At 64.7% G+C, this 20,499-nt stretch carries 16 protein-coding genes; 9 read left to right on the forward strand and 7 right to left on the reverse strand.

Annotation, left to right across the window (positions count from 1 at the left end; translation table 11 throughout):
• Positions 1–272: 272 nt before the first annotated feature.
• Positions 273–1,877, forward strand: a complete 1,605-nt coding sequence (locus VSR72_RS27560) for a multicopper oxidase family protein (protein ID WP_342955520.1) — start codon at positions 273–275, stop codon at positions 1,875–1,877.
• Between the two features lie 80 nt (positions 1,878–1,957).
• Here the strand turns inward: VSR72_RS27560 and cspD are convergent, their stop codons facing one another.
• Positions 1,958–2,164, reverse strand: coding sequence for a cold shock domain-containing protein CspD (gene cspD, locus VSR72_RS27565; RefSeq protein ID WP_007586257.1), 207 nt, complete (start codon positions 2,162–2,164; stop codon positions 1,958–1,960).
• Positions 2,165–2,749: 585 nt separating this feature from the next.
• Between cspD and clpS the strand changes: the two genes are divergently transcribed.
• The 3 genes from clpS to VSR72_RS27580 all read left to right on the forward strand — a co-directional run bounded on the left by clpS (position 2,750) and on the right by VSR72_RS27580 (position 6,940).
• Positions 2,750–3,064, forward strand: coding sequence for an ATP-dependent Clp protease adapter ClpS (gene clpS, locus VSR72_RS27570; RefSeq protein WP_028213389.1), 315 nt, complete (start codon positions 2,750–2,752; stop codon positions 3,062–3,064).
• Positions 3,061–5,352 carry an ATP-dependent Clp protease ATP-binding subunit ClpA gene (gene clpA, locus VSR72_RS27575; RefSeq protein ID WP_069262762.1) on the forward strand — a complete coding sequence of 764 codons (2,292 nt, stop codon included), beginning with the start codon at positions 3,061–3,063 and terminating at the stop codon, positions 5,350–5,352. The genes clpS and clpA overlap by 4 nt, the downstream gene beginning before the upstream one ends.
• A 172-nt stretch (positions 5,353–5,524) precedes the next feature.
• Entirely contained in the window at positions 5,525–6,940 is a 1,416-nt protein-coding gene (locus tag VSR72_RS27580; protein ID WP_342955521.1) for an amino acid permease, read from the forward strand.
• A gap of 54 nt (positions 6,941–6,994) precedes the next feature.
• Here VSR72_RS27580 and dut read toward each other — a convergent pair whose 3' ends face one another.
• The 6 genes from dut to VSR72_RS27610 all read right to left on the reverse strand — a co-directional run bounded on the left by dut (position 6,995) and on the right by VSR72_RS27610 (position 14,310).
• Positions 6,995–7,441 carry a dUTP diphosphatase gene (gene dut / locus VSR72_RS27585; protein ID WP_028205273.1) on the reverse strand — a complete coding sequence of 149 codons (447 nt, stop codon included), beginning with the start codon at positions 7,439–7,441 and terminating at the stop codon, positions 6,995–6,997.
• A 32-nt stretch (positions 7,442–7,473) separates the two neighbouring features.
• Positions 7,474–8,478 carry an LLM class flavin-dependent oxidoreductase gene (locus tag VSR72_RS27590; protein WP_342955522.1) on the reverse strand — a complete coding sequence of 335 codons (1,005 nt, stop codon included), beginning with the start codon at positions 8,476–8,478 and terminating at the stop codon, positions 7,474–7,476.
• Positions 8,479–8,545: 67 nt separating this feature from the next.
• Positions 8,546–9,718 (reverse strand): bifunctional phosphopantothenoylcysteine decarboxylase/phosphopantothenate--cysteine ligase CoaBC, encoded by a 1,173-nt coding sequence (gene coaBC / locus VSR72_RS27595; RefSeq protein WP_342955623.1) that lies wholly within the window; start codon positions 9,716–9,718, stop codon positions 8,546–8,548.
• 90 nt (positions 9,719–9,808) lie between these two features.
• Entirely contained in the window at positions 9,809–10,324 is a 516-nt protein-coding gene (gene lspA, locus VSR72_RS27600; protein ID WP_342955523.1) for a signal peptidase II, read from the reverse strand.
• Positions 10,324–13,173 carry an isoleucine--tRNA ligase gene (gene ileS / locus VSR72_RS27605; RefSeq protein WP_342955524.1) on the reverse strand — a complete coding sequence of 950 codons (2,850 nt, stop codon included), beginning with the start codon at positions 13,171–13,173 and terminating at the stop codon, positions 10,324–10,326. Before ileS ends, lspA begins: the two co-directional genes overlap by 1 nt.
• A 141-nt stretch (positions 13,174–13,314) precedes the next feature.
• Entirely contained in the window at positions 13,315–14,310 is a 996-nt protein-coding gene (locus VSR72_RS27610) for a bifunctional riboflavin kinase/FAD synthetase (RefSeq protein ID WP_342955525.1), read from the reverse strand.
• A gap of 178 nt (positions 14,311–14,488) precedes the next feature.
• Here VSR72_RS27610 and purN point away from each other — a divergent pair, with 178 nt between their 5' ends.
• The 5 genes from purN to nadC all read left to right on the forward strand — a co-directional run bounded on the left by purN (position 14,489) and on the right by nadC (position 20,444).
• A complete protein-coding gene (gene purN, locus VSR72_RS27615) occupies positions 14,489–15,148 on the forward strand; it encodes a phosphoribosylglycinamide formyltransferase (RefSeq protein ID WP_342955526.1) in 660 nt (219 codons plus the stop codon).
• Complete coding sequence (locus VSR72_RS27620) at positions 15,145–16,536, forward strand: RsmB/NOP family class I SAM-dependent RNA methyltransferase (protein ID WP_342955527.1); 1,392 nt, start codon at positions 15,145–15,147, stop codon at positions 16,534–16,536. Before purN ends, VSR72_RS27620 begins: the two co-directional genes overlap by 4 nt.
• A gap of 505 nt (positions 16,537–17,041) precedes the next feature.
• Positions 17,042–18,238, forward strand: coding sequence for an acyl-CoA desaturase (locus tag VSR72_RS27625; RefSeq protein WP_342955528.1), 1,197 nt, complete (start codon positions 17,042–17,044; stop codon positions 18,236–18,238).
• 175 nt (positions 18,239–18,413) lie between these two features.
• Positions 18,414–19,544, forward strand: coding sequence for a quinolinate synthase NadA (gene nadA / locus VSR72_RS27630; protein ID WP_342955624.1), 1,131 nt, complete (start codon positions 18,414–18,416; stop codon positions 19,542–19,544).
• Positions 19,545–20,444, forward strand: a complete 900-nt coding sequence (gene nadC / locus VSR72_RS27635) for a carboxylating nicotinate-nucleotide diphosphorylase (protein ID WP_342955529.1) — start codon at positions 19,545–19,547, stop codon at positions 20,442–20,444.
• Positions 20,445–20,499 lie beyond the last annotated feature (55 nt).

Raw genomic sequence — 20,499 nt, forward strand, 5'->3', positions numbered from 1 at the left:
ATTGCGGTGCGCCGCCTGTTGCGTTGGCGTTGAGCACGCAAGCTCCCGATGGCTCGACACTGAATGTGCTTCCCGCCCCGATGCGTGCGGGGATTACGCACGCCCCTCCTTTACCTCCTCCGATCGTCTGAGCCGGGCCGCTAGCGTTGTCGCGCGCGGCCCGATGCTCGTCCGAAGTGCTTCGCAAACGCGAAGCGAACGGCTGCACGCGCGGCGCGCCGGATATGGCGCGTCGTGTGCTCAGGCATGAACGAGGTATGAGGATTTCATCGATGAAACGAAGAGCATTTCTATCCGGCGCGGTGAGCGCCGCCACCGCGACCCTGTTTGCGCGCCACGCATTCGCACAACGTGCCGACGATGCGATGCACGCCATGCACGGCATGTCGAATATGCCGGCGATGTCCGCTGGCACGATGGCGACGCAAGCGCCGCTTGCGGCTGCCGACGCATTGCCCGCCGGCGCGCCGCTAGCCGCGTTGCGCACGCTCGCCAACCAGAGCCGTGAGCCGGGCCAGTTTCGCGCGACGCTGATCGCGCAACCTGCTGCGCGTGCGTTGCTGCCCGGGAAACCGCACACGGTGTTCTGGCAGTACGACGCGAGCGCAGCGGCCGAAAACGACGGCCCGGTCATCGGCCCGATGATCGACGTGCGCGAGGGCGATACCGTCGAGATCACTTTCGTGAACCGGCTGCCGCAGCCTTCCACGATCCATTGGCACGGCCTGCCCGTGCCGCCCGATCAGGACGGCAATCCGTCGAAACCCGTCGCACCGGGCGAGCAGCACGTCTACCGCTTCACGCTGCCGAAGGGAAGCGCTGGCACCTACTGGTATCACCCGCATCCCCACATGCTGAGTTCGGAGCAGGTGTTCCGCGGGCTGGCGGGGCCCTTCGTCGTCCGAGCGGCCGACGATCCGCTCGCAGCGTGGCCCGAGCGGCATCTGTTCGTTTCGGACCTGAAACTCGCGGCAGACGGCACGATTCCCGCGAACAGCATGATGGACTGGATGAACGGCCGCGAAGGCCAGTACGTGCTCGTGAACGGCGCGCGCGAGCCGCATATCGAGGTCGTGCGCGACGAGCGCTGGCGCGTCTGGAACGGCTGTAACGCGCGCTATCTGCAACTTGCTTTCGACGATGGCCGCGCCTTCGCGCAGGTGGGGACCGACGGCGGGCTGCTGGGCGCTGCGCGCGAGAGCGTCACCTCGCTTTTGCTCGCGCCGGGCGAGCGCGCGGAACTGATCGTGCGCGCGGGGCAGGGCGCCTCGCGTACGTCGCTCATTGCCGCGCAGTACGACCGCCGCAAGATGGCGATGACGCACGGCAGCTTGCCCGCGGGGCCATCGCTGATCCTGGCGAACGTTGGCTTCGCGCCGGCAAGCGCAACACAATCGGCATTGCCCACGCGCCTGCGCGAGATTGCGCCGCTCGTTTCGTCAGGTGCGCTAACGATCCCGAAAAAAAGCGTGGTGTTCAGCGAAGCCATGGACATGAAAGCGATGCACGCGCCGGGCGCGTCCATGCAGTCCATGCCGCGCGGCATGCAGTTCATGGTGAACGGGGCGGTATTCGATCCGGCGCGCGTGACGCTTATGAGCCGGCGCGGCGAAGTCGAGCACTGGGCGATAGCAAACGGCACGGACATGGATCATCCGTTCCACCTTCACGGCACGCAGTTTCAGGTGCTGGCGCGCGAGCAGGGCGGTGTGCGCAAGGATGAGGAACTGCTGGCGTGGCGCGATACGGTGAACGTGCGGCCCGGCGAAACGGTGCATATCGCAACGGTTCAGCGCGAGGCGGGCGACCGCATGTTTCATTGCCATATCCTCGAGCACGAGGATCTCGGCATGATGGGCACGTTGCGCGTGAGCTAGCGCGCGAACGTTAAAAAACGATGACGCTAAAAAGAAAACCCGGCCGAAGCCGGGTTTCCAAGGTACTGGTATCGAACAGATCAGGCTGCAGACTGAATGTTCGATGCCTGTTTACCCTTCGGGCCTTGCACGACCTCGAAGCTCACCTTCTGACCTTCTTTGAGGGTCTTGAAGCCATTCATTTGAATAGCCGAAAAGTGAGCGAACAGGTCCTCGCCGCCTTCATCCGGCGTGATGAACCCGAAACCCTTCGCGTCGTTGAACCACTTGACCGTACCGGTTGCCATACCAACTTCCCCTGTAACTCATGTCACTACCACGAGCAGTTCGAAAAGCTAAACGATCGCGGTGCGATCGCCCCCTCCTCACAAGCTCACCAACGGCATTTTTTCGAATTTAAGGCGGTTGAAAAAAGTGCCAGCTTGATTGTTGAGGGTCTTTATTCTGCTGTCAAGAATATTTTGAGACGCTCCTTGACGCGTTGTAAAGAGCGCATTTCCAGGGTTTTTCCTGCTTTTCGCCGACGCTGAGCGCCGGTGCATGAAGCAGGGTGCACGAACCATCTTGAAAAGTCGCGCAAGCGACGCATATGCGATGCACCGCACCATGGAATCTGACGTTGAGCGTGCGGGCGCCTACAGTCGCTTCCCACGGCAACGTCAAGGTTGTGCGATACTCAATTCAACGGTGGCGTGAAAGCTGCTGAGAGCAGGATTGTGTACCGGCCCCGCAGCCGGTCCAAGGGATCGGGGCCGGGCCAGGGCGCATGAATTGCTTGCAGCGGGTCGCAGGTCGGGAGCGCCGGGTTCACCGGCCGGCCGGTCAGGTTACGGCAGGATTGCGGGCCTGTCCGAGTTGTTTAGAATGGGTGTATGGCGATTATCCCGGACAAGCAGGATTCAACCGTACTGGAGCGGCAGGAGCAAAAGGTCAAACCGCCCTCCATGTACAAGGTCGTGCTAATGAATGATGACTACACGCCGATGGAATTCGTCGTGATGGTCGTGCAGGAATATTTCAATAAGGACCGCGAGACCGCAACGCAGATCATGTTGAAGGTGCATCGCGAGGGCAGGGGTGTTTGTGGGGTCTATACGCGGGACATCGCGTCGACCAAGGTTGAGCAAGTCGTTACCCATGCACGGCAGGCCGGGCATCCGCTGCAGTGTGTGATGGAGGAAGCATGATTGCCCAGGAACTGGAAGTCAGCCTGCACATGGCGTTCATGGAAGCACGTCAGGCGCGGCACGAGTTCATAACGGTCGAGCATTTGCTGCTGGCGCTGTTGGACAACCCAACAGCGGCGGAAGTGCTGCGCGCGTGTGCCGCCAATATCGAAGACCTGCGACAGAACCTGCGCAACTTCATTCACGACAATACCCCTACGGTTCCCGGCACGGATGACGTCGATACGCAGCCGACGCTCGGGTTCCAGCGCGTGATCCAGCGCGCGATCATGCACGTTCAGTCCACTTCCAACGGCAAGAAGGAAGTGACGGGCGCGAACGTGCTGGTCGCCATCTTCGGCGAGAAGGACTCGCACGCGGTGTACTACCTGCAGCAGCAGGGCGTCACGCGTCTGGACGTCGTGAATTTCATTTCGCACGGTATCGCGAAGACGGGCAGTGGCGAAGCCGCCAAGGCCAGCGACGCGAACGCCGAAGCCGAAGACGCCGCCGGCCAGAAGGAAACCCCGCTCGCCCAGTTCACGCAGAATCTGAACCAGATGGCGAAGGACGGCCGGATCGATCCGCTCATCGGTCGCGAACTGGAAGTGGAGCGCGTGGTGCAGGTGCTGTGCCGCCGCCGCAAGAACAATCCGCTGCTCGTGGGTGAGGCCGGTGTCGGCAAGACCGCGATCGCGGAAGGCCTCGCCTGGCGCATCACGCGCGGCGAAGTGCCGGACATTCTTGCAGACGCTCAGGTCTACTCGCTCGATATGGGTGCACTGCTTGCGGGCACGAAATATCGCGGCGACTTCGAGCAACGCCTCAAAACGGTGCTGAAAGAACTGAAAGAGCGTCCGCACGCCATTCTGTTCATCGACGAAATTCATACGCTGATCGGCGCGGGCGCCGCATCGGGCGGCACGCTCGATGCGTCGAACCTGCTGAAACCGGCGCTCTCGTCGGGCACGCTCAAGTGCATCGGTGCGACGACGTTCACGGAATACCGTGGCATCTTCGAGAAGGACGCGGCGCTGTCGCGGCGCTTCCAGAAGGTCGACGTGGTCGAGCCGACCGTCGAGCAAACCGTGGCGATCCTGCGCGGTCTGAAGTCGCGCTTCGAAGAGCACCACGGCGTGAAGTATTCGTCGGGCGCGCTGAACGCGGCCGCTGAATTGTCGGCGCGCTTCATTACCGACCGTCACTTGCCCGACAAGGCCATCGACGTGATCGACGAAGCGGGCGCGGCGCAGCGCATTCTGCCGAAGTCGAAGCAGAAGAAGACCATCGGCAAGAGCGAGATCGAAGAGATCATCTCGAAGATCGCGCGCGTGCCGGCGCAAAGCGTCTCGCAGGACGATCGCAGCAAGCTGCAAACGCTCGACCGTGACCTCAAGGCCGTGGTGTTCGGCCAGGATCCGGCTATCGACGCATTGTCGGCTTCGATCAAGATGGCGCGCGCGGGTCTCGGCAAGACGGACAAACCGATCGGCTCGTTCCTGTTCTCGGGCCCGACCGGTGTCGGCAAGACCGAAGTGGCGCGCCAGCTCGCGTTCACGCTCGGTATCGAGCTGATCCGCTTCGATATGTCCGAGTACATGGAGCGCCATGCGGTGAGCCGTCTGATTGGCGCGCCGCCGGGCTACGTCGGATTCGATCAGGGTGGTCTGCTCACCGAAGCCGTTACGAAGAAGCCGCACTGCGTGCTCCTGCTCGACGAAATCGAGAAGGCGCACCCGGACATCTTCAACGTGCTGCTGCAGGTGATGGACCACGGCACGCTGACCGACAACAACGGCCGCAAGGCGGATTTCCGCAACGTCATCATCATCATGACGACGAACGCGGGTGCCGAGGCGATGAACAAGTCGACGATCGGCTTCACGACCCGGCGCGAGCAGGGCGACGAACTGGCCGATATCAAGCGCCTGTTCACGCCGGAGTTCCGCAACCGGCTCGATCAGACGATCAGCTTCCGCGCACTCGATGAAGAGATCATCATGCGCGTGGTCGACAAGTTCCTCATGCAACTGGAAGACCAGCTGCACGAGAAGAAGGTCGACGCGGTCTTCACCGACGCGCTGCGCAAGCATCTGGCCAAGCACGGCTTCGACCCGCTCATGGGCGCGCGGCCGATGCAGCGCCTGATCCAGGACACGATCCGCCGTGCGCTCGCCGACGAACTGCTGTTCGGCAAGCTCATGAACGGCGGCCGCGTGACCGTGGACGTCGATGCGGAAGACAAGGTCCAGCTCACGTTCGACGAGCAGCCGGCGCCGCGCAATCCGGAAGCGGTGGAAGTGGAGTAAGCGACACCGCGCACACAGCCTCAAGGCAAGACGGCGCAGTCCGAAAGGACTGCGCCGTTTTTCTTTTGGGCGCCTGTTCTAGCGTCACGCTAGTCGGGGTGCGCGGGCGCGAAGGGCGCGCCCGGTAAAATAACCGTTTGTCCCGCCATCGGCGTTTAGCAGGGGTGTAACAGTGGTACCACGTAAATCGGGCGCGTTCGAAGCCATCGTCGAGCGCGAACAAGGGCTGCGCCAGGGCTTGTCCGCCGGGCAAATGACGATGATCGCCATCGGCGGCGCAGTCGGCACCGGGCTTTTTCTCGGCAGCGGCTTCGCGATCTCATTCGCCGGGCCGGGCGTGCTCATTTCGTACGCGATCGGCGCGCTGATCGCCTTGCTGTTGATGGGCGCACTGGCCGAAATGACGGTCGCGCATCCTGTGTCGGGCTCGTTCGGCGCGTATGCCGAGCACTACATCGGGCCGCTCGCCGGTTTCGTCGTCCGCTATGCGTACTGGTCGGCCTATGTGCTGGCGGTGGGAACCGAAGTTGCGGCGATTGCTGTGTACATGAAATTCTGGTTTCCGCACGTGCCGGGGCTCTACTGGATCGTCGGATTCTCAGCAGCGCTGATCGTTGTGAACGCAATGAGTGTGCGCGCTTACGGCACCATCGAGTACCTCTTTTCGAGCCTCAAGATTGGGGCCATCGTCGCGTTCATCGTGCTGGGCGCGTGGTTCGTGTGGCAGGCGCCGGCCGAATCCGGCGTGGGTTTTGCGAACTACACGTCGCACGGCGGCTTGCTGCCGCGAGGCTGGTGGGGCGTGTGGGTGGGGACGATCGTCTCGCTCTTCAGCTACCTGGGCGTGGAGACGATCGCCGTGGCGGCCGCCGAGGCGCAGGACCCGCAGCGCGCCGTCACGCGTGCGTTTCGCGCGACCGTGCTGCGCCTCGTGCTGTTCTACCTGCTCACGCTCGCGCTGATGCTTGCCATCGTGCCGTGGACCCAGGCGGGCGGCAACGAGAGCCCGTTCGTGAAGGTGATGGCCGCAACCGGCGTGCCGTACGCGGCGGGCGCGATCAACTTCATCGTGCTCGTGGCCGCGCTTTCGGCCATGAACAGCCAGCTCTACATCACCACGCGCATGATGTTCAGCCTCTCGCGCGCGGGCTATGCGCCCGCGGCGTTCGGGCGTCTCACGCGCCACGGCGTGCCGACCGCTGCGCTTTCGCTCTCGACCATCGGCATTGCCGTGGCGGCGGTGCTCAACGCCCTCTGGCCGCAAGCGGCGTTCACGCTGATGATGTCGATCGCCATGTTCGGCGCGATGTTCACGTGGTTCATGATCTTCGTCACGCAGATTTTTTTCCGCGTGCGCCAGGCGCGTGAAGGCGGCGCGCCGCTCGCGTTCCGCATGTGGGGTTTTCCGTTCACGAGCGTGCTGGGCGCGCTGCTGATGCTCTGCATTCTCGCCGGCACGGCCTTTACGCGTGAATTCCGCATGACGCTGGCCTACGGTCTCGCGTTTCTCGCCGTACTCGTCGTGGTCTATGCGCTCTGGTATCGCCGGCGCCCCGGCGCGGCGCGGCAAACCGAAGCTTCCGTCTAAACGAAAAAAGCACGCCGAGGCGTGCTTTTTTGTTGCCAGCGCAACCGCTTCAGGTCAGTGCTTGCCCGTGCTGCCGAAACCGCCGGCGCCGCGCTCGCTCGCCTCGAAGTCGTCGACGATGTTGAACTGCGCCTGCACAACCGGCACGATCACGAGTTGCGCGAGGCGCTCCAGCGGGTTGAGCGTGAAGGTGGTGTGGCCGCGGTTCCAGGTCGAAATCATCAGCTCGCCCTGGTAGTCCGAGTCGATCAGGCCGACCAGGTTGCCGAGCACAATGCCGTGCTTGTGGCCGAGGCCCGAGCGCGGCAGGATCAGCGCCGCGTAGCCGGGGTCAGCCACGTGGATCGCGAGGCCCGTCGGTACGAGCTTCGTTTCGCCCGGTTCGAGCGTGATCGGCGCGTCGAGGCACGCGCGCAGGTCGAGGCCGGCGCTGCCCGGCGTGGCGTAGTGGGGCAGCTGGTCGCGCATGCGCTCGTTCAGGATCTTGATGTCGATTTTCATGAAGTCTGGATGATGGGGCGGTGGTGGATCGCTCAAGCGCGAGGCAGCTGGAACGCCTCGGCGAGAAGTTCATAAGAGCGCAGACGAGCCTTGTAGCTGCCCGCAACGGTCAGCACGATCAGTTCGTCGGCGCGGAAGTTGTCCTTGATCGCGAGAAGGCGCTCGGTGACGCTCTCCGGCGTGCCGATGACGCTGCGCGGCTTCTCGCGGTCGATCACGATCTGCTCGCGCTCGCCGTACTCCTGCGCGCGTCCTTGCTCGAGGCTCGGAATCGGCGCGTTCAGGCCGTACGCCATCTGCACGCGGCGCAGGTCGACGGCCTTTTCGAGGTCGGCGGCTTCGGCTTCGGTGTCGGCGCAGATCGCGAACACGGCGCACGCGAGATACGGCTTGGCTTCGTGGCCCGGCTTGAAGCGGTCGAGATACGCCTCGGCCACGAGATGCCCGAAGTGCGCGTTGATGAAATGCGCGAACGAGAAGCGCAGCCCGAGCTGTGCGGCGAGGATGCCGCCGAAGTCGCTCGAGCCGAGCACCCAGAGCTGCGGGCGTGTCTGGATCTGCGGCTGCAGCACCACGCCATGCGCGACGTGGTCGGCGGGGAGATTGCCGTCCATCAGGCCGACGAGATCTTGCACTTGCTGTGCGAACTGGTCGCCGCGGTTATACGTGCCCGCAGCCACAGCCTGCGCCGTGCGCATGTCGCCACCCGGTGCGCGTCCGACACCGAGATCGACACGGCCCGGAAACAGCGCCTCGAGCATCATGAACTGCTCGGCGATCTTGAAGGGGCTGTAATAGGGCAGCATGATGCCGCCCGAGCCGATGCGGATGCGCTTCGTCACGCTGCCCAGACGCGCGAGCATGACTTCGGGGCAGGGGTTGCACACGCCCAGCAGGCCGTGGTGCTCGGCGCACCAGTAGCGCGTGTAGCCGAGGTCGTCGGCGAGCTGTGCAAGCTCGATTGTGGCGGCGATGGCGTCCGCCGCGCTGTGCCCGGCGATGACGGGCGACTGGTCCAGTACGGAAAGCAGTGTCATGGCAGTACTGCTCCTTGCCTGTGTTCGCGGCGCCGCACGCCGGCACGCGAGGGTGCCGACGCGCGCGTCACGAGATGATGCTCTGGTCCGGCAGACGCCGCGCGATCTCGGCGACGAGCGTCTGCGCGAGTGCCTGCTTGGCCGCACGCGGCAGCGGCTTGCGGCCACCTGCCTCGAACAGCACGACTTCATTGTCGTCCTGACCGAAGGTGAGCGGGCCGAGATTGCCGATCAACAGCGGCACTTTCTTGCGCGCGCGCTTTTCTTCGCCGTGCACGTCGAGGTCACCGCTTTCGGCGGCGAAGCCCACGCAGTAAGGCGGATTCGGCAAGGCCGCGACCGAGGCGAGGATGTCCGGGTTCTCGACGAACGTGAACGTCGGCATGCGGTGCTCGGCCGTTTTCTTGATCTTGTGCTCGGCGACATGATCGACGCGCCAGTCGGCCACAGCGGCCACGCCGATGAAGACATCGGCGCCGGTCGCGGCGCGCATCACCGCGTCGTACATCTGCTGAGCGGTCTGCACGTCTTCGCGATAGACGCCCCACGGCGTTGCCAGCGCGACCGGCCCCGCGACTAGATGCACCTCGGCGCCGGCTTGCTGCGCCGCGCGCGCGAGCGCGAAGCCCATCTTGCCGCTCGAACGGTTGGTGATGCCGCGTACCGGGTCGAGCGGCTCGAAGGTCGGGCCGGCGGTGATCAGGAGCTTGCGGCCCGCGAGCACCTTCGGCGCGAAGAACGAGACGATTGCCTCGTACACGGCTTCGGGTTCGAGCATGCGTCCGTCGCCGATCTCGCCGCACGCCTGCGGGCCGGAATCGGGGCCGAGCGTTTCGATGCCATCCGCGCGCAGTTGCGCGACGTTGCGTTGCGTCGCCGGGTTTTGCCACATCTGCCGGTTCATTGCGGGCACGACCAGCAGCGGACAGTCGCGCGCCACGCAGAGCGTAGAGAGCAGGTCGTCGGCGAAACCGTGGGCGAGCCTGGCAAGAAAGTCGGTGGAGGCGGGCGCGATGACGATGGCGTCCGCTTCGCGCGAGAGGTCGATGTGCGCCATGTTGTTGGGCATGCGCGCGTCCCACTGGCTCGTGTAGACGGGGCGGCCCGACAGCGCCTGCATGGTGACCGGCGTGATGAACTGCGTGGCCGCCTCGGTCATCACGACCTGCACGGTCGCGCCGGCCTTGGTCAACAGGCGCGTGAGCTCGGCGATCTTGTAGCAGGCAATGCCACCCGTCATGCCGAGCACGAGGTGGCGGCCGGCCAGTTCGCCTGGGTTTGCAGCGGACGTGTTCAAGTCACAGCTCCTTTAACCGTGCAGCCCGCACACTCAGCGCGCGCCGCGCACGCGCCGCAATTCGTCGAACACCAGCAGCACCGCGCCGATGGTGATCGCGCTGTCGGCCAGGTTGAACGCCGGCCAGTGCCAGCCGCCCGCGTGGAAGTCGAGAAAGTCGATCACGTGGCCGTACATCAGCCGGTCGATCACGTTGCCGAGCGCGCCGCCCATGATGAGCGCGAGCGCCGTGCAAAAGAGCTTCTGCGTGGCGTGGCGCTTGAGCAGATAGCAGATCACGAGCGCCGCCACCACGCCAAGCGCCGTGAACGCCCAGCGCTGCCAGCCGCCCGCGGCGGACAGGAAGCTGAACGCCGCGCCCTTGTTGTAGACCAGCACGAGGTTGAAGAACGGCGTGATCACGCGGCCTTCGCCGTAGCTGAACACTTTGTTGATGGCGATTTTCGTGAGCTGGTCGGCGAGGATCACGATGACCGCGACCCCCAGCCACGGCGCGAGCGTACCGCCCGCACCGTTCGATCGGGTTTGCTTCGGCAGGGTTTTCGCCATTATGCCGCGCTCCGTTTTTCACCGTCGCCGAACAGATTCACGACGCAGCGGCCGCACAGGCCCGAATGCTCCGCGTTCGCACCCACGTCCTCGCGGTAGTGCCAGCAGCGCTCGCACTTGAGGTACTTCGAGGTGACGACTTCGACGCCTTCCTCCGCTTCGCCTTCCACCTTCACAACTTCCGCCGCCGAGGTGATGAGCACGAACTTGAGGTCGTCGCCGAGCGAGGTGAGGGCGTCGTAGCGCGCGCCGCTCGCGAGAATGCGCACTTCGGCCTGCAGTGACGAGCCGATCTGGTTCGCCACGCGCGCTTCTTCCAGCGCCTTCGTCACGTTGCCGCGCACTTCGCGCAGCAGCGTCCACTTGGCGATCAGCTCCGGCGCACCTTCGACGTCCGGGAAGGCGTGGAAGGTTTCGGTGAAGATGGTTTCGCTTTGCGGCTGGAACACCTTCCACGCTTCTTCGGCCGTGAACGAGAGGAACGGCGCGAGGATGCGCAACAGGCTATGCGTGACGTGGTGCAGCGCCGTTTGCGCGCCGCGGCGGGCCTTCGAGTCGGCTGCGCTCGTGTAGAGGCGGTCCTTCAGCACGTCGAGGTAGAAGCCGCCCAGGTCTTCCGAGCAGAACGTCTGGAGCTTGGCCACGACCGGGTGGAACTCGTAACGGTCGTAGTGCGCGAGCACGTCGTTTTGCAGCGTATGCGTGAGCGCCACCGCGTAGCGGTCGATTTCGAGCCACTCGCTTGCGGGCAGCGCGTGCTTCTCGAAGTCGAAGTCCGAGAGGTTCGAGAGCAGGAAGCGCAGCGTGTTGCGGATACGGCGATAGCCTTCCGTCACGCGCTTGAGAATTTCCTCCGAGATGGCCAGTTCGCCCGAGTAGTCAGTCGAGGCGATCCACAGACGGATGATTTCCGCGCCCAGGCGGTTCGCTACTTCATGCGGATCGACGCCATTGCCGAGCGACTTCGACATCTTGCGGCCTTCGCCGTCGACGGTGAAGCCGTGCGTGAGCAGCGCGTTGTAGGGCGGGCGGCCGTCCAGCATCGAAGCCGTGAGCAGCGACGAGTGGAACCAGCCGCGGTGCTGGTCCGAGCCTTCCAGGTACAGGTCGGCCGGGAACTGCAGCTCGTCCTTGTGCGAGCCGCGCAGCACGTGCCAGTGCGTCGTGCCCGAGTCGAACCACACGTCGAGCGTGTCGCGGTTCTTCTCGTACATGTTGGCGTCGTCGCCGAGCAATTCGCGCGGGTCGAGCGTTTGCCACGCTTCGATACCTTCCTTTTCCACGCGCTGCGCAACCTGTTCGAGCAGCTCCAGCGTGCGCGGGTGCAGCTCGCCGGTTTCCTTGTGCACGAAGAACGCCATCGGCACGCCCCATTGGCGCTGGCGCGAGAGCGTCCAGTCCGGGCGGTTGGCGATCATCGAGTACAGGCGCTGCTTGCCCCATGACGGATAGAACGCCGTCGCCTCGATGCCTTCGAGCGCCGTTTCGCGCAGCGTCTTGCCGCCGTCTTTCGGCGTCACGTCCATGCCCGCGAACCACTGCGACGTGGCGCGGTAGATGATCGGCGTCTTGTGGCGCCAGCAGTGCATGTAGCTGTGCAGGTACTTTTCGCTGCGCAGAAGGGTGCCGGCGGCGTCGAGCGCGTCGACGATCTTCGGGTTCGCCGCCCAGATCGAGAGGCCGCCGAAGAGCGGCAGCGATTCGATGTAGCGGCCATCGCCCATCACCGGGCTGATGATGTCCGAATCGGCCATGTTGTGCGCCTTGCACGACACGAAGTCTTCCACGCCGTAGGCGGGCGCCGAGTGCACGATGCCCGTGCCGGTGTCGGTCGTGACGTAGTCGCCGAGATAGATGGGCGAGGTGCGCTTGTAGCCCGGGTGCGCCGAGGCGAGCGGGTGATTGAAACGCAGCAGCGAGAGCTTTTCGCCCTTCGTCGTGGCCACGATCTTGCCTTCGAGGCCGAATTCCTTCATGCACGCTTCCACGCGCTCGACGGCGAGGATCAGCAGGCCGCGTTGCGTGTCGACGAGCGCGTAGTCGATTTCCGGGTGCACGTTTAGCGCCTGGTTCGACGGGATCGTCCAGGGCGTGGTGGTCCAGATCACGATGCCGCCTTCCTCGCGCGGCAGGGCCGGCAGGCCGAACGCGGCCGCCGTTTCGGCCGGTTGCGCGAACGTGAACAGCACGTCGATGGTCGGGTCGGTCTTGTCCTTGTACTCGACTTCGGCTTCAGCGAGCGCCGAACCGCAGTCGAAGCACCAGTTCACGGGCTTCAGACCGCGGAACACATAGCCCTTCTCGATGATCTTCGCGAGTGCGCGGATCTCGCCGGCCTCGTTCGCGAAGTTCATCGTCTTGTACGGGTTGTTCCAGTCGCCGAGCACGCCCAGGCGCTTGAAGCCCTTCTTCTGCGTCTCGATCTGGCCGGCCGCGTACTCGCGCGCCTTCTGCATCACTTCCTGCGCAGGCAGCGACTTGCCGAACTGCTTTTCGATCTGGATTTCGATCGGCATGCCGTGGCAGTCCCAGCCCGGCACGTAGACCGCGTCGAAGCCCGCGAGATTGCGCGCCTTGACGATCATGTCCTTCAAGATCTTGTTCACCGCGTGGCCGAGGTGGATGTCGCCGTTTGCATACGGCGGGCCGTCGTGCAGGATGAACTTCTTGCGGCCCTTCGAGGCCGCGCGGATCTTCTCGTAGACCTGGTTCTCTTCCCACTCCTTGACCCATTGCGGCTCGCGCTTGGGCAGGTCGCCACGCATCGGGAACGGGGTGTCGAGCAGGTTGACGGGGTACTTCGATTCGGACTTCTGCGGCTTGCCGGAGGATGCTTTTTTGTCGCTCATGGTGAGATCACGTGGAATTCGGGGGATGCATGGCGTCAGCGTTGCGGCCGATGCCGCGCAACCGTCGCCTCGGGCGCTGCATGCGGTGCTTCGGGCACGCGGCGCCTGGGGGCGGGGCAGCCCGCGCACGCGGGCCGCAGGTCACCTAATTCGGTCGGTGGCCGAAGTGGCGAAGCCGGTCGATGCGCCGCCGGCCACGTCGGCGCCCGCGGCGGCGAACCACGCGCGGGTGTTCGCCACGTCGCGAGCGATCGCGGCGGTGAGCGTTTCGAGGTCGGGAAACTTCTCCTCGTCACGCAGCTTCTTGAGGAACTCGACGCGCACGAGTTTGCCGTAGGCGTCGCCGTGCCAGTCGAGCAGATGCACTTCGAGCAGCACGCGGCCCGAGTCGTCCACGGTCGGGCGCAGGCCGAGGCTCGCCACGCCTGGCAGCGGATGGTCGGCAAGGCCGTGCACCATCACGACGAAAATGCCCTTGAGCGCCGGCCGCTTGTGGCCGATCAGCAGGTTCATCGTGGGGAAGCCCAGGTCGCGGCCGAGCTTCAGGCCATGCGTGACGTGTGCGCTGATGTGATAGCCGCGGCCAAGCGAGGCGCGCGCGGCGTCTAGGTCGCCCGCGTTCAGCTGCGCGCGCACGGCGGAGCTGGAAATGCGCACGCCCGAGGGGTCGGCCACCGTTGCCATCTGTTCGACTTCGAAGCCGTGCTGCGCGCCCGCGGCTTGCAGCGAGGCGAAGTCGCCCGCGCGCTTCGCACCGTAGCGGAAGTCGTCGCCGATCATCATCCAGCGTGCGTGCAGCCCGCCCACGATGATGCGTTCGACGAACGTCTCGGGCGACTGGCTCGCGAACGTGTGGTTGAAATGCTCGACCACGACGCGGTCCACGCCGTTCTCGCGCAGCGCTTCGAGCTTGTCGCGCAGCATGGCGATGCGCGGCGGGGCGCTGGCCGGGTTGAAGAATTCGCGCGGATGCGGCTCGAAGGTCATCACGCAGACGGGCAGGCCGCGCGCGTCGGCTGCCGCGCGCACACGCGCGAGCAATGCCTGATGCCCGCGGTGGACACCGTCGAAATTGCCGATGGTCAGCGCGCAGGGCGCGCGGCTTTCGGCATTGGGAAGACCGCGGAAGACTCTCACGATAGCGGAACCTGGTGGAACCTCGAAAAGCGCGCTGGCACAGCACGCGTACTCTGGACCGACTGACTTGGCCACTCGCGGCCCAAGGACCGCGACGAAACAGAAGATTATAAACGCACGAGGCGACGATCGCCGCCGTACGAGCGTTGAGCCCGCCCCCCGATGATAAAATCCGCGGATGAAAAATCTCGTCATCCTGATTTCGGGGCGGGGCAGCAACATGGAAGCCATCGTGCGCGCTTGCGCGCAGGAGGCTTGGGGCGCGCGCATCGCCGCCGTGATTGCCAACCGTCCTGACGCCGCGGGCCTCGCGTTCGCGGCTTCGAACGGCATTGCCACGGCGGTCGTCGATCACCGCCAGTTTCCCGATCGCGCCAGCTTCGACACGGCGCTCGCCCAAGTCATCGACGGCTATGCGCCGGACCTCGTCGTGCTGGCGGGCTTCATGCGCGTGCTGACCGAATCGTTCGTCGGCCATTATTCGGGTCGGATGGTCAATATCCACCCGTCGCTGCTGCCGATGTTTCCGGGCCTCAAGACGCACCAGCAGGCGCTCGACGCTGGCTGCCGCGTGCACGGCGCGACGGTGCATTTTGTCACGCCCACACTCGATCATGGTCCGATCGTCGCGCAGTCGGTGGTTCCGGTGCGCGCGGGCGACGACGCCGCGGCGCTCGCCGCGCGCGTGCTCAAGACCGAACATGTGATGTATCCGCGCGCGGTGCGCTGGTTCGTCGAAGGGCGCCTCGCGCTCGACGGCGAACGCGTAACGCTCACGCCTGCCGAGCCACAGTGGCTCTTCTTTGACGACTCGCAAGCCGCCGGGGAGGGCGCATGAGACTGCATGGATTTTTGATTGGACAGACCGAAACGTTGCTCGCCGACGTTCTCAAATTCACGGGCCCGGCCGACGCGGCGACGAGCCGCTTTTTCCGCGAGCATCCGAAGCTCGGCCACTCCGAGCGGGGCGTGATCGCCGAAGCCGTGTTCGCGGTGCTGCGCCGGCGCATGGAGTTCGCGCACCTGGCCGAAAGCGGCACGGGCAGCCCGATGCGCCGCCTCACGCTGCTTGGCCTCATGTCGACCGCTGGGCGCGCGGCGGTCCGTCCGTTCGTATCGGACGCCGAGGCGAGCTGGCTCGAGCATGTTTCGAAGATCGACCCGGCGAGCCTGCCGCTACGCGTGCAGCTCAATCTGCCGGAGTGGATCATGAAGGCACTGGAAACGCGCTTCCAGCCCGCCGAACTCGCGCAACTGGCCGCCGCGCTGAACTACCCGGCGCCGCTCGATCTGCGCGCGAATCCGATCAAGGCGAACCGCGACGAGCTGATCCGCGCGCTGTCCGAGTCGGGCATCGAAGGCGGCGAAACGCCGTTCGCGCCGTTCGGCGTGCGCGTGACGGGCAAGCCCGCGCTCTCGAAACTCGACTCGTTCAAGAACGGCTGGTTCGAGGTGCAGGACGAGGGCAGCCAGCTGCTGTGCACGCTCCTCGCGCCGCGCCGCGGCGAGATGGTCGTGGACTTCTGCGCGGGCGCTGGCGGCAAGACGCTGGCGCTTGGCGCGATGATGCGTTCGACGGGCCGGCTCTACGCCTTTGACGTGTCGGACCGGCGCCTCGCCAAGCTCAAGCCGCGCCTCGCGCGCAGCGGCCTCTCGAACGTCAATCCGGTGCTGATCGATAGCGAGCATGATGCCAAGATCAAGCGCCTGATCGGCAAGATCGACCGCGTGCTCGTGGACGCGCCGTGCTCGGGCCTCGGCACGCTGCGCCGCAACCCCGACCTCAAGTGGCGCCAGTCGCCGGAGTCAATTGCGGAACTCGCGCCCAAGCAGCTTTCGATTCTCACGAGCGCGGCGCGCCTGCTCAAGCGCGGCGGGCGTCTCGTCTACGCGACCTGCAGCATTCTCGAAGCCGAGAACGAAGCGGTCGTGAAGCAGTTCCTCGAGGCGCATCCGGACTACGTGCTGGTGAGCGCGCGCGACGTCCTGGCCGAGCAGCGTGTGGGCCTTGACACGGGCGACTACCTCTCGCTGTGGCCGCACCGCCACGCCACCGACGGCTTCTTTGCTGCCGTGCTGGAGCGTCGCGGCGAAGCCAAGCCGAAGACGAAGTCGGCCGGCGCGCAAACTACGCCGGAAGAAGCGGCAGCGGAGCAGGAAGCGTCCGACGCGATCGCGAAGGCGCAGGATAGCGAGGCCGCCGAGCCAGACGCCGCGCTGGAGTAAGGAGGGCTGTGAAGCCATGTCGCGGAAGCGCCCAGCCTTCACGGGCTGGGCGCTGCTGGCCAACCGCGCGTTGCATATTGGCGACACCGTCAGCGCAGGCCGTATTCGGGGCCTGAGCAGACACGCCATCGAGACCTGATTCTCAGCGAACGCCTTAATTCATCAAATATTCAGGCGCCCCTGTGCAAGTCGAACTACGATTCTCGATAGAGGGCGCGGAACGTGGCTTGCGCCGCAGCCGGGGCAGGTCGAAATTCGGGCCGCGCGATGAAAGACTGGATGGGGCCAGATGTGGTGGAAAGGGTCGGTTGGGGTGCGGCAAAGCGCCTCGAAACGTCCTAAAGACGTTGACGCCGTAACCATTAAAGAAAAAAATCTCCCTTTGTTACAAACACTTGGAACGGTTCTAGTAGAATGCCGTCCAACCGCATCCAGGTCGCTTTCACTTTCTTGACACCCGCGCCGGGCTGAAAGGCCGACGCGCTTCGCTTCACAGGTAAATGCCTTGTTGAACTCCCTGCTTGATTTCTTCGCCCACGGGGTGCTCCATTTCTCGTGGTGGCAGATCGTGCTGTTCGCGGCGGTGGTCACCCACATCACGATCATCGGCGTGACGGTGTATCTGCATCGCTGCCAGGCGCACCGCGCGCTGGATCTGCATCCCATCGCGAGCCACTTCTTCCGCTTCTGGCTGTGGATGACCACGGGCATGCTCACGGGCCAGTGGGCGGCGATCCACCGCAAGCACCACGCCAAGTGCGAGACCGAAGAAGATCCGCACAGCCCGCAAACGCGCGGCATCTGGAAGGTGCTGCTCGAAGGCGCCGAACTCTATCGCGCCGAAGCGAAGAACGAAGAAACGCTGCGCCGTTTCAGCCACGGCACGCCCAACGACTGGATGGAGCGCAACGTCTATACGCGCTACCCCATTCTCGGCGTGAGCATCATGATGGTGATCGACGTCGCGCTGTTCGGCGCGGTCGGCCTCACCGTGTGGGCCGTGCAGATGGCGTGGATCCCGTTCTGGGCGGCTGGCGTCGTGAACGGCCTCGGCCACTTCTGGGGCTACCGCAACTTCAATTCGTCTGACGCGAGCACGAACCTTCTGCCGTTCGGCATCATCATCGGCGGCGAGGAACTGCACAACAACCACCATACGTTCGCGACTTCCGCGAAGCTTTCGAACAAGTGGTACGAGTTTGACATCGGCTGGATGTACATCCGCATGATGCAGGCGGTTGGTCTTGCCAAGGTGAAGAAGGTCGCGCCTACGCCGCGCCTCGCCAAGGGCAAGCTCGTGGCTGACCACGAAACGCTGCAAGCCGTGTTGTCGAACCGCTATGAAGTGATGGCGACGTACGCGAAGGCCGTCAAGCAGGCGTACCGGCAGGAACTGGCGCACCTGAAGGAAGTGGGCGAGCGCGAGAAGTACAAGGTCATGCGCGGTGCGCGCAAGTGGTTCGACAAGGAAGAAGCCAGTCTGAACGAGCCGCAAAAGCGCCAGCTGCCGCAAATTTTCGCGAACAGCCAGAAGCTGCGCACGTTCATCGAACTGCGCAACGAACTGGCCACGATCTGGGAACGTTCGAGCGCATCGCGCGAACAACTGCTCACGCAGCTCCAGGATTGGTGCCACCGCGCTGAACAAAGCGGCATCAAGGCGCTGCAGGAATTCGCTTCGCGCCTGCGCCGTTACGCCTGATTGACCTGACCGGCTTGAGGGGATTTTGGCCCCTCAGTGGCGCGTAGGAAAATCCTTTAGAATGACGAGACGTCACAAAACCCCGCGCTGGCGGGGTTTTTCTTTTTGGGCCGCAAAAAAAGCCGGAGTCCCCACAATGGCTTCATGGTGCGGCGATCGGTAGGGGCAGGAGATGATGAGTCAGGCAATCAGGAAGGTCGAATACGACCGGCCGCAGGGTGCCGTCTGCAGCGTTGGACAGGCGTGGGCACGCGTGCCCGATGCACCGTCCACCGCAGAGCGCGTGGCATTGAAGGAGCGGATTCGCGCGTTGCTCAAGCGCGAGAAGGCGGTGCTTGTCGCGCACTATTATGTGGACCCCGAATTGCAGGAGCTCGCCGACGAAACCGGCGGCTGCGTGGCCGATTCGCTCGAGATGGCGCGCTTTGGCCGCGACCACGAGGCACAGACGCTCGTCGTGGCGGGCGTGCGCTTCATGGGCGAGACCGCGAAAATTCTGAGTCCGAACAAGCGCATTCTCATGCCCGACCTCGACGCGACCTGTTCGCTCGACCTCGGTTGCCCCATCGACGAATTCTCGGCGTTTTGCGACGAGCATCCGGACCGCACCGTGGTCGTCTATGCGAACACGAGCGCGGCCGTGAAGGCGCGTGCGGACTGGATGGTCACGTCGTCCATCGGCCTCGAGATCGTCGCCGACCTGCACGCCAAGGGCGAAAAGATTCTCTGGGCGCCGGACCGGCACCTGGGCAGCTACATCCAGAAGAAGACCGGCGCCGACATGCTGCTGTGGCAGGGCTCGTGCCTCGTGCACGATGAGTTCAAGGGCATCGAGCTCGATCTGCTGCGCGCCGAATATCCGGACGCGAAGATTCTCGTTCACCCCGAATCGCCGGAAGCCGTGGTCGCGCTCGCGGACGTGGTCGGCTCGACCACGCAACTGATCGACGCCGCCGTGAAGCTCGACGCGCAACGCTTCATCGTCGCGACCGATCTCGGCATCCTGCACAAGATGCGTCTCGCGGCGCCGGGCAAGACGTTCATCGAAGCGCCCACGGCCGGCAACAGCGCCACTTGCAAGAGCTGTGCGCATTGCCCGTGGATGGCCATGAACGGTCTCGCGAATCTCGCCGACGTGCTCGAGCGCGGTCACAACGAGATTCATGTGGACGCTGCGATCGGTGAGCGCGCACGTCTGCCGATCGATCGCATGCTGGCGTTCGCCGCTGAGCACAAGCGCCGCGTGCAGGCGAGCGGCGACCTCGCGCGCGACACCGCGCTGTTCTCGCAAGTGGGGGCGGCGTAAATGGGTGCACTCGAATTGCTCGCAGTCGATGCCGTTTCGCCCGTGCTCGCTGAAGTGCGCGCGCAGTACGGCGCGGCGTTCGACGCCGCGATCGTACGCAACGTGGCCGATGCGCTAGAGGAAGACGTGGGCCCTGGCGACCAGACCGGCCGCCTCGTGCCCGCCGACGAAATGCGCGACGCGCGCATCATCGTCCGTGAAGAGGCGGTGCTGTGCGGCGTGCTCTGGTTCGACGGCGTGGTGAAGCGGGTCGATCCGCGCATCGAAGTGCGCTGGCACTATCGCGAAGGCGATCGCATGGCCGCCGACACGACCGTCTGCTCGCTGCGGGGTCCGGCGCGCTCGCTGCTCACGGCTGAGCGCAACGCGATGAACTTCCTTCAGCTCCTTTCGGGCGTGGCGAGCGTGACGCGCCGCTACGTCGACATGATCGCGCACACGAGTACGCGCATTCTGGACACGCGCAAGACGCTGCCCGGCCTGCGTCTTGCGCAGAAGTACGCGGTGCGCGTGGGCGGCGGCGCAAACCAGCGTCTCGCGCTTTACGACGGAATCCTCATCAAGGAAAACCATATCGCTGCGGCAGGCGGTGTGGATGCGGCGATGGACGCTGCGCTCGCGCTCGACTCCGGCGTGCCGATCCAGATCGAGGTCGAAACGCTCGAGCAGCTTGAAGCGGCGCTTGCACATGGTGCGAAGTCGGTGCTGCTCGACAACTTCTCGTTCGACATGATGCGCGACGCGGTGAAGATCACGGCGGGGCGCGCGGTGCTCGAAGTCTCGGGCGGCGTGAACTTCGACACGGTGCGCACGATCGCGGAAACTGGCGTGGACCGCGTCTCCATCGGCGCGTTGACGAAAGACGTGCGCGCGACGGACTTCTCGATGCGCATTGTCTGACGCTTCAAGTTCGTTGATCTGAGCCAGAACGAAAAAGGCCGCCTCGCAATGAGGC

It is taken from the genome of Paraburkholderia sp. JHI869 (genome assembly GCF_038900775.1).
In the GTDB taxonomy this organism is placed as follows: Bacteria; Pseudomonadota; Gammaproteobacteria; order Burkholderiales; family Burkholderiaceae; genus Paraburkholderia.

What these genes read in the sequence shown, in the direction of transcription:
- VSR72_RS27560 (WP_342955520.1), top strand. Translation starts at nt 273, where the DNA reads ATGAAACGAAGAGCATTTCTATCCGGCGCGGTGAGCGCCGCCACCGCG.
- clpA (WP_069262762.1), top strand. Translation starts at nt 3,061, where the DNA reads ATGATTGCCCAGGAACTGGAAGTCAGCCTGCACATGGCGTTCATGGAA.
- coaBC (WP_342955623.1), bottom strand. Translation starts at nt 9,718, where the DNA reads ATGACGGGTGGCATTGCCTGCTACAAGATCGCCGAGCTCACGCGCCTG.
- VSR72_RS27620 (WP_342955527.1), top strand. Translation starts at nt 15,145, where the DNA reads ATGAGACTGCATGGATTTTTGATTGGACAGACCGAAACGTTGCTCGCC.
- VSR72_RS27590 (WP_342955522.1), bottom strand. Translation starts at nt 8,478, where the DNA reads ATGACACTGCTTTCCGTACTGGACCAGTCGCCCGTCATCGCCGGGCAC.
- lspA (WP_342955523.1), bottom strand. Translation starts at nt 10,324, where the DNA reads ATGGCGAAAACCCTGCCGAAGCAAACCCGATCGAACGGTGCGGGCGGT.
- nadA (WP_342955624.1), top strand. Translation starts at nt 18,414, where the DNA reads ATGAGTCAGGCAATCAGGAAGGTCGAATACGACCGGCCGCAGGGTGCC.
- dut (WP_028205273.1), bottom strand. Translation starts at nt 7,441, where the DNA reads ATGAAAATCGACATCAAGATCCTGAACGAGCGCATGCGCGACCAGCTG.
- cspD (WP_007586257.1), bottom strand. Translation starts at nt 2,164, where the DNA reads ATGGCAACCGGTACGGTCAAGTGGTTCAACGACGCGAAGGGTTTCGGG.
- clpS (WP_028213389.1), top strand. Translation starts at nt 2,750, where the DNA reads ATGGCGATTATCCCGGACAAGCAGGATTCAACCGTACTGGAGCGGCAG.
- purN (WP_342955526.1), top strand. Translation starts at nt 14,489, where the DNA reads ATGAAAAATCTCGTCATCCTGATTTCGGGGCGGGGCAGCAACATGGAA.
- nadC (WP_342955529.1), top strand. Translation starts at nt 19,545, where the DNA reads ATGGGTGCACTCGAATTGCTCGCAGTCGATGCCGTTTCGCCCGTGCTC.
- ileS (WP_342955524.1), bottom strand. Translation starts at nt 13,173, where the DNA reads ATGAGCGACAAAAAAGCATCCTCCGGCAAGCCGCAGAAGTCCGAATCG.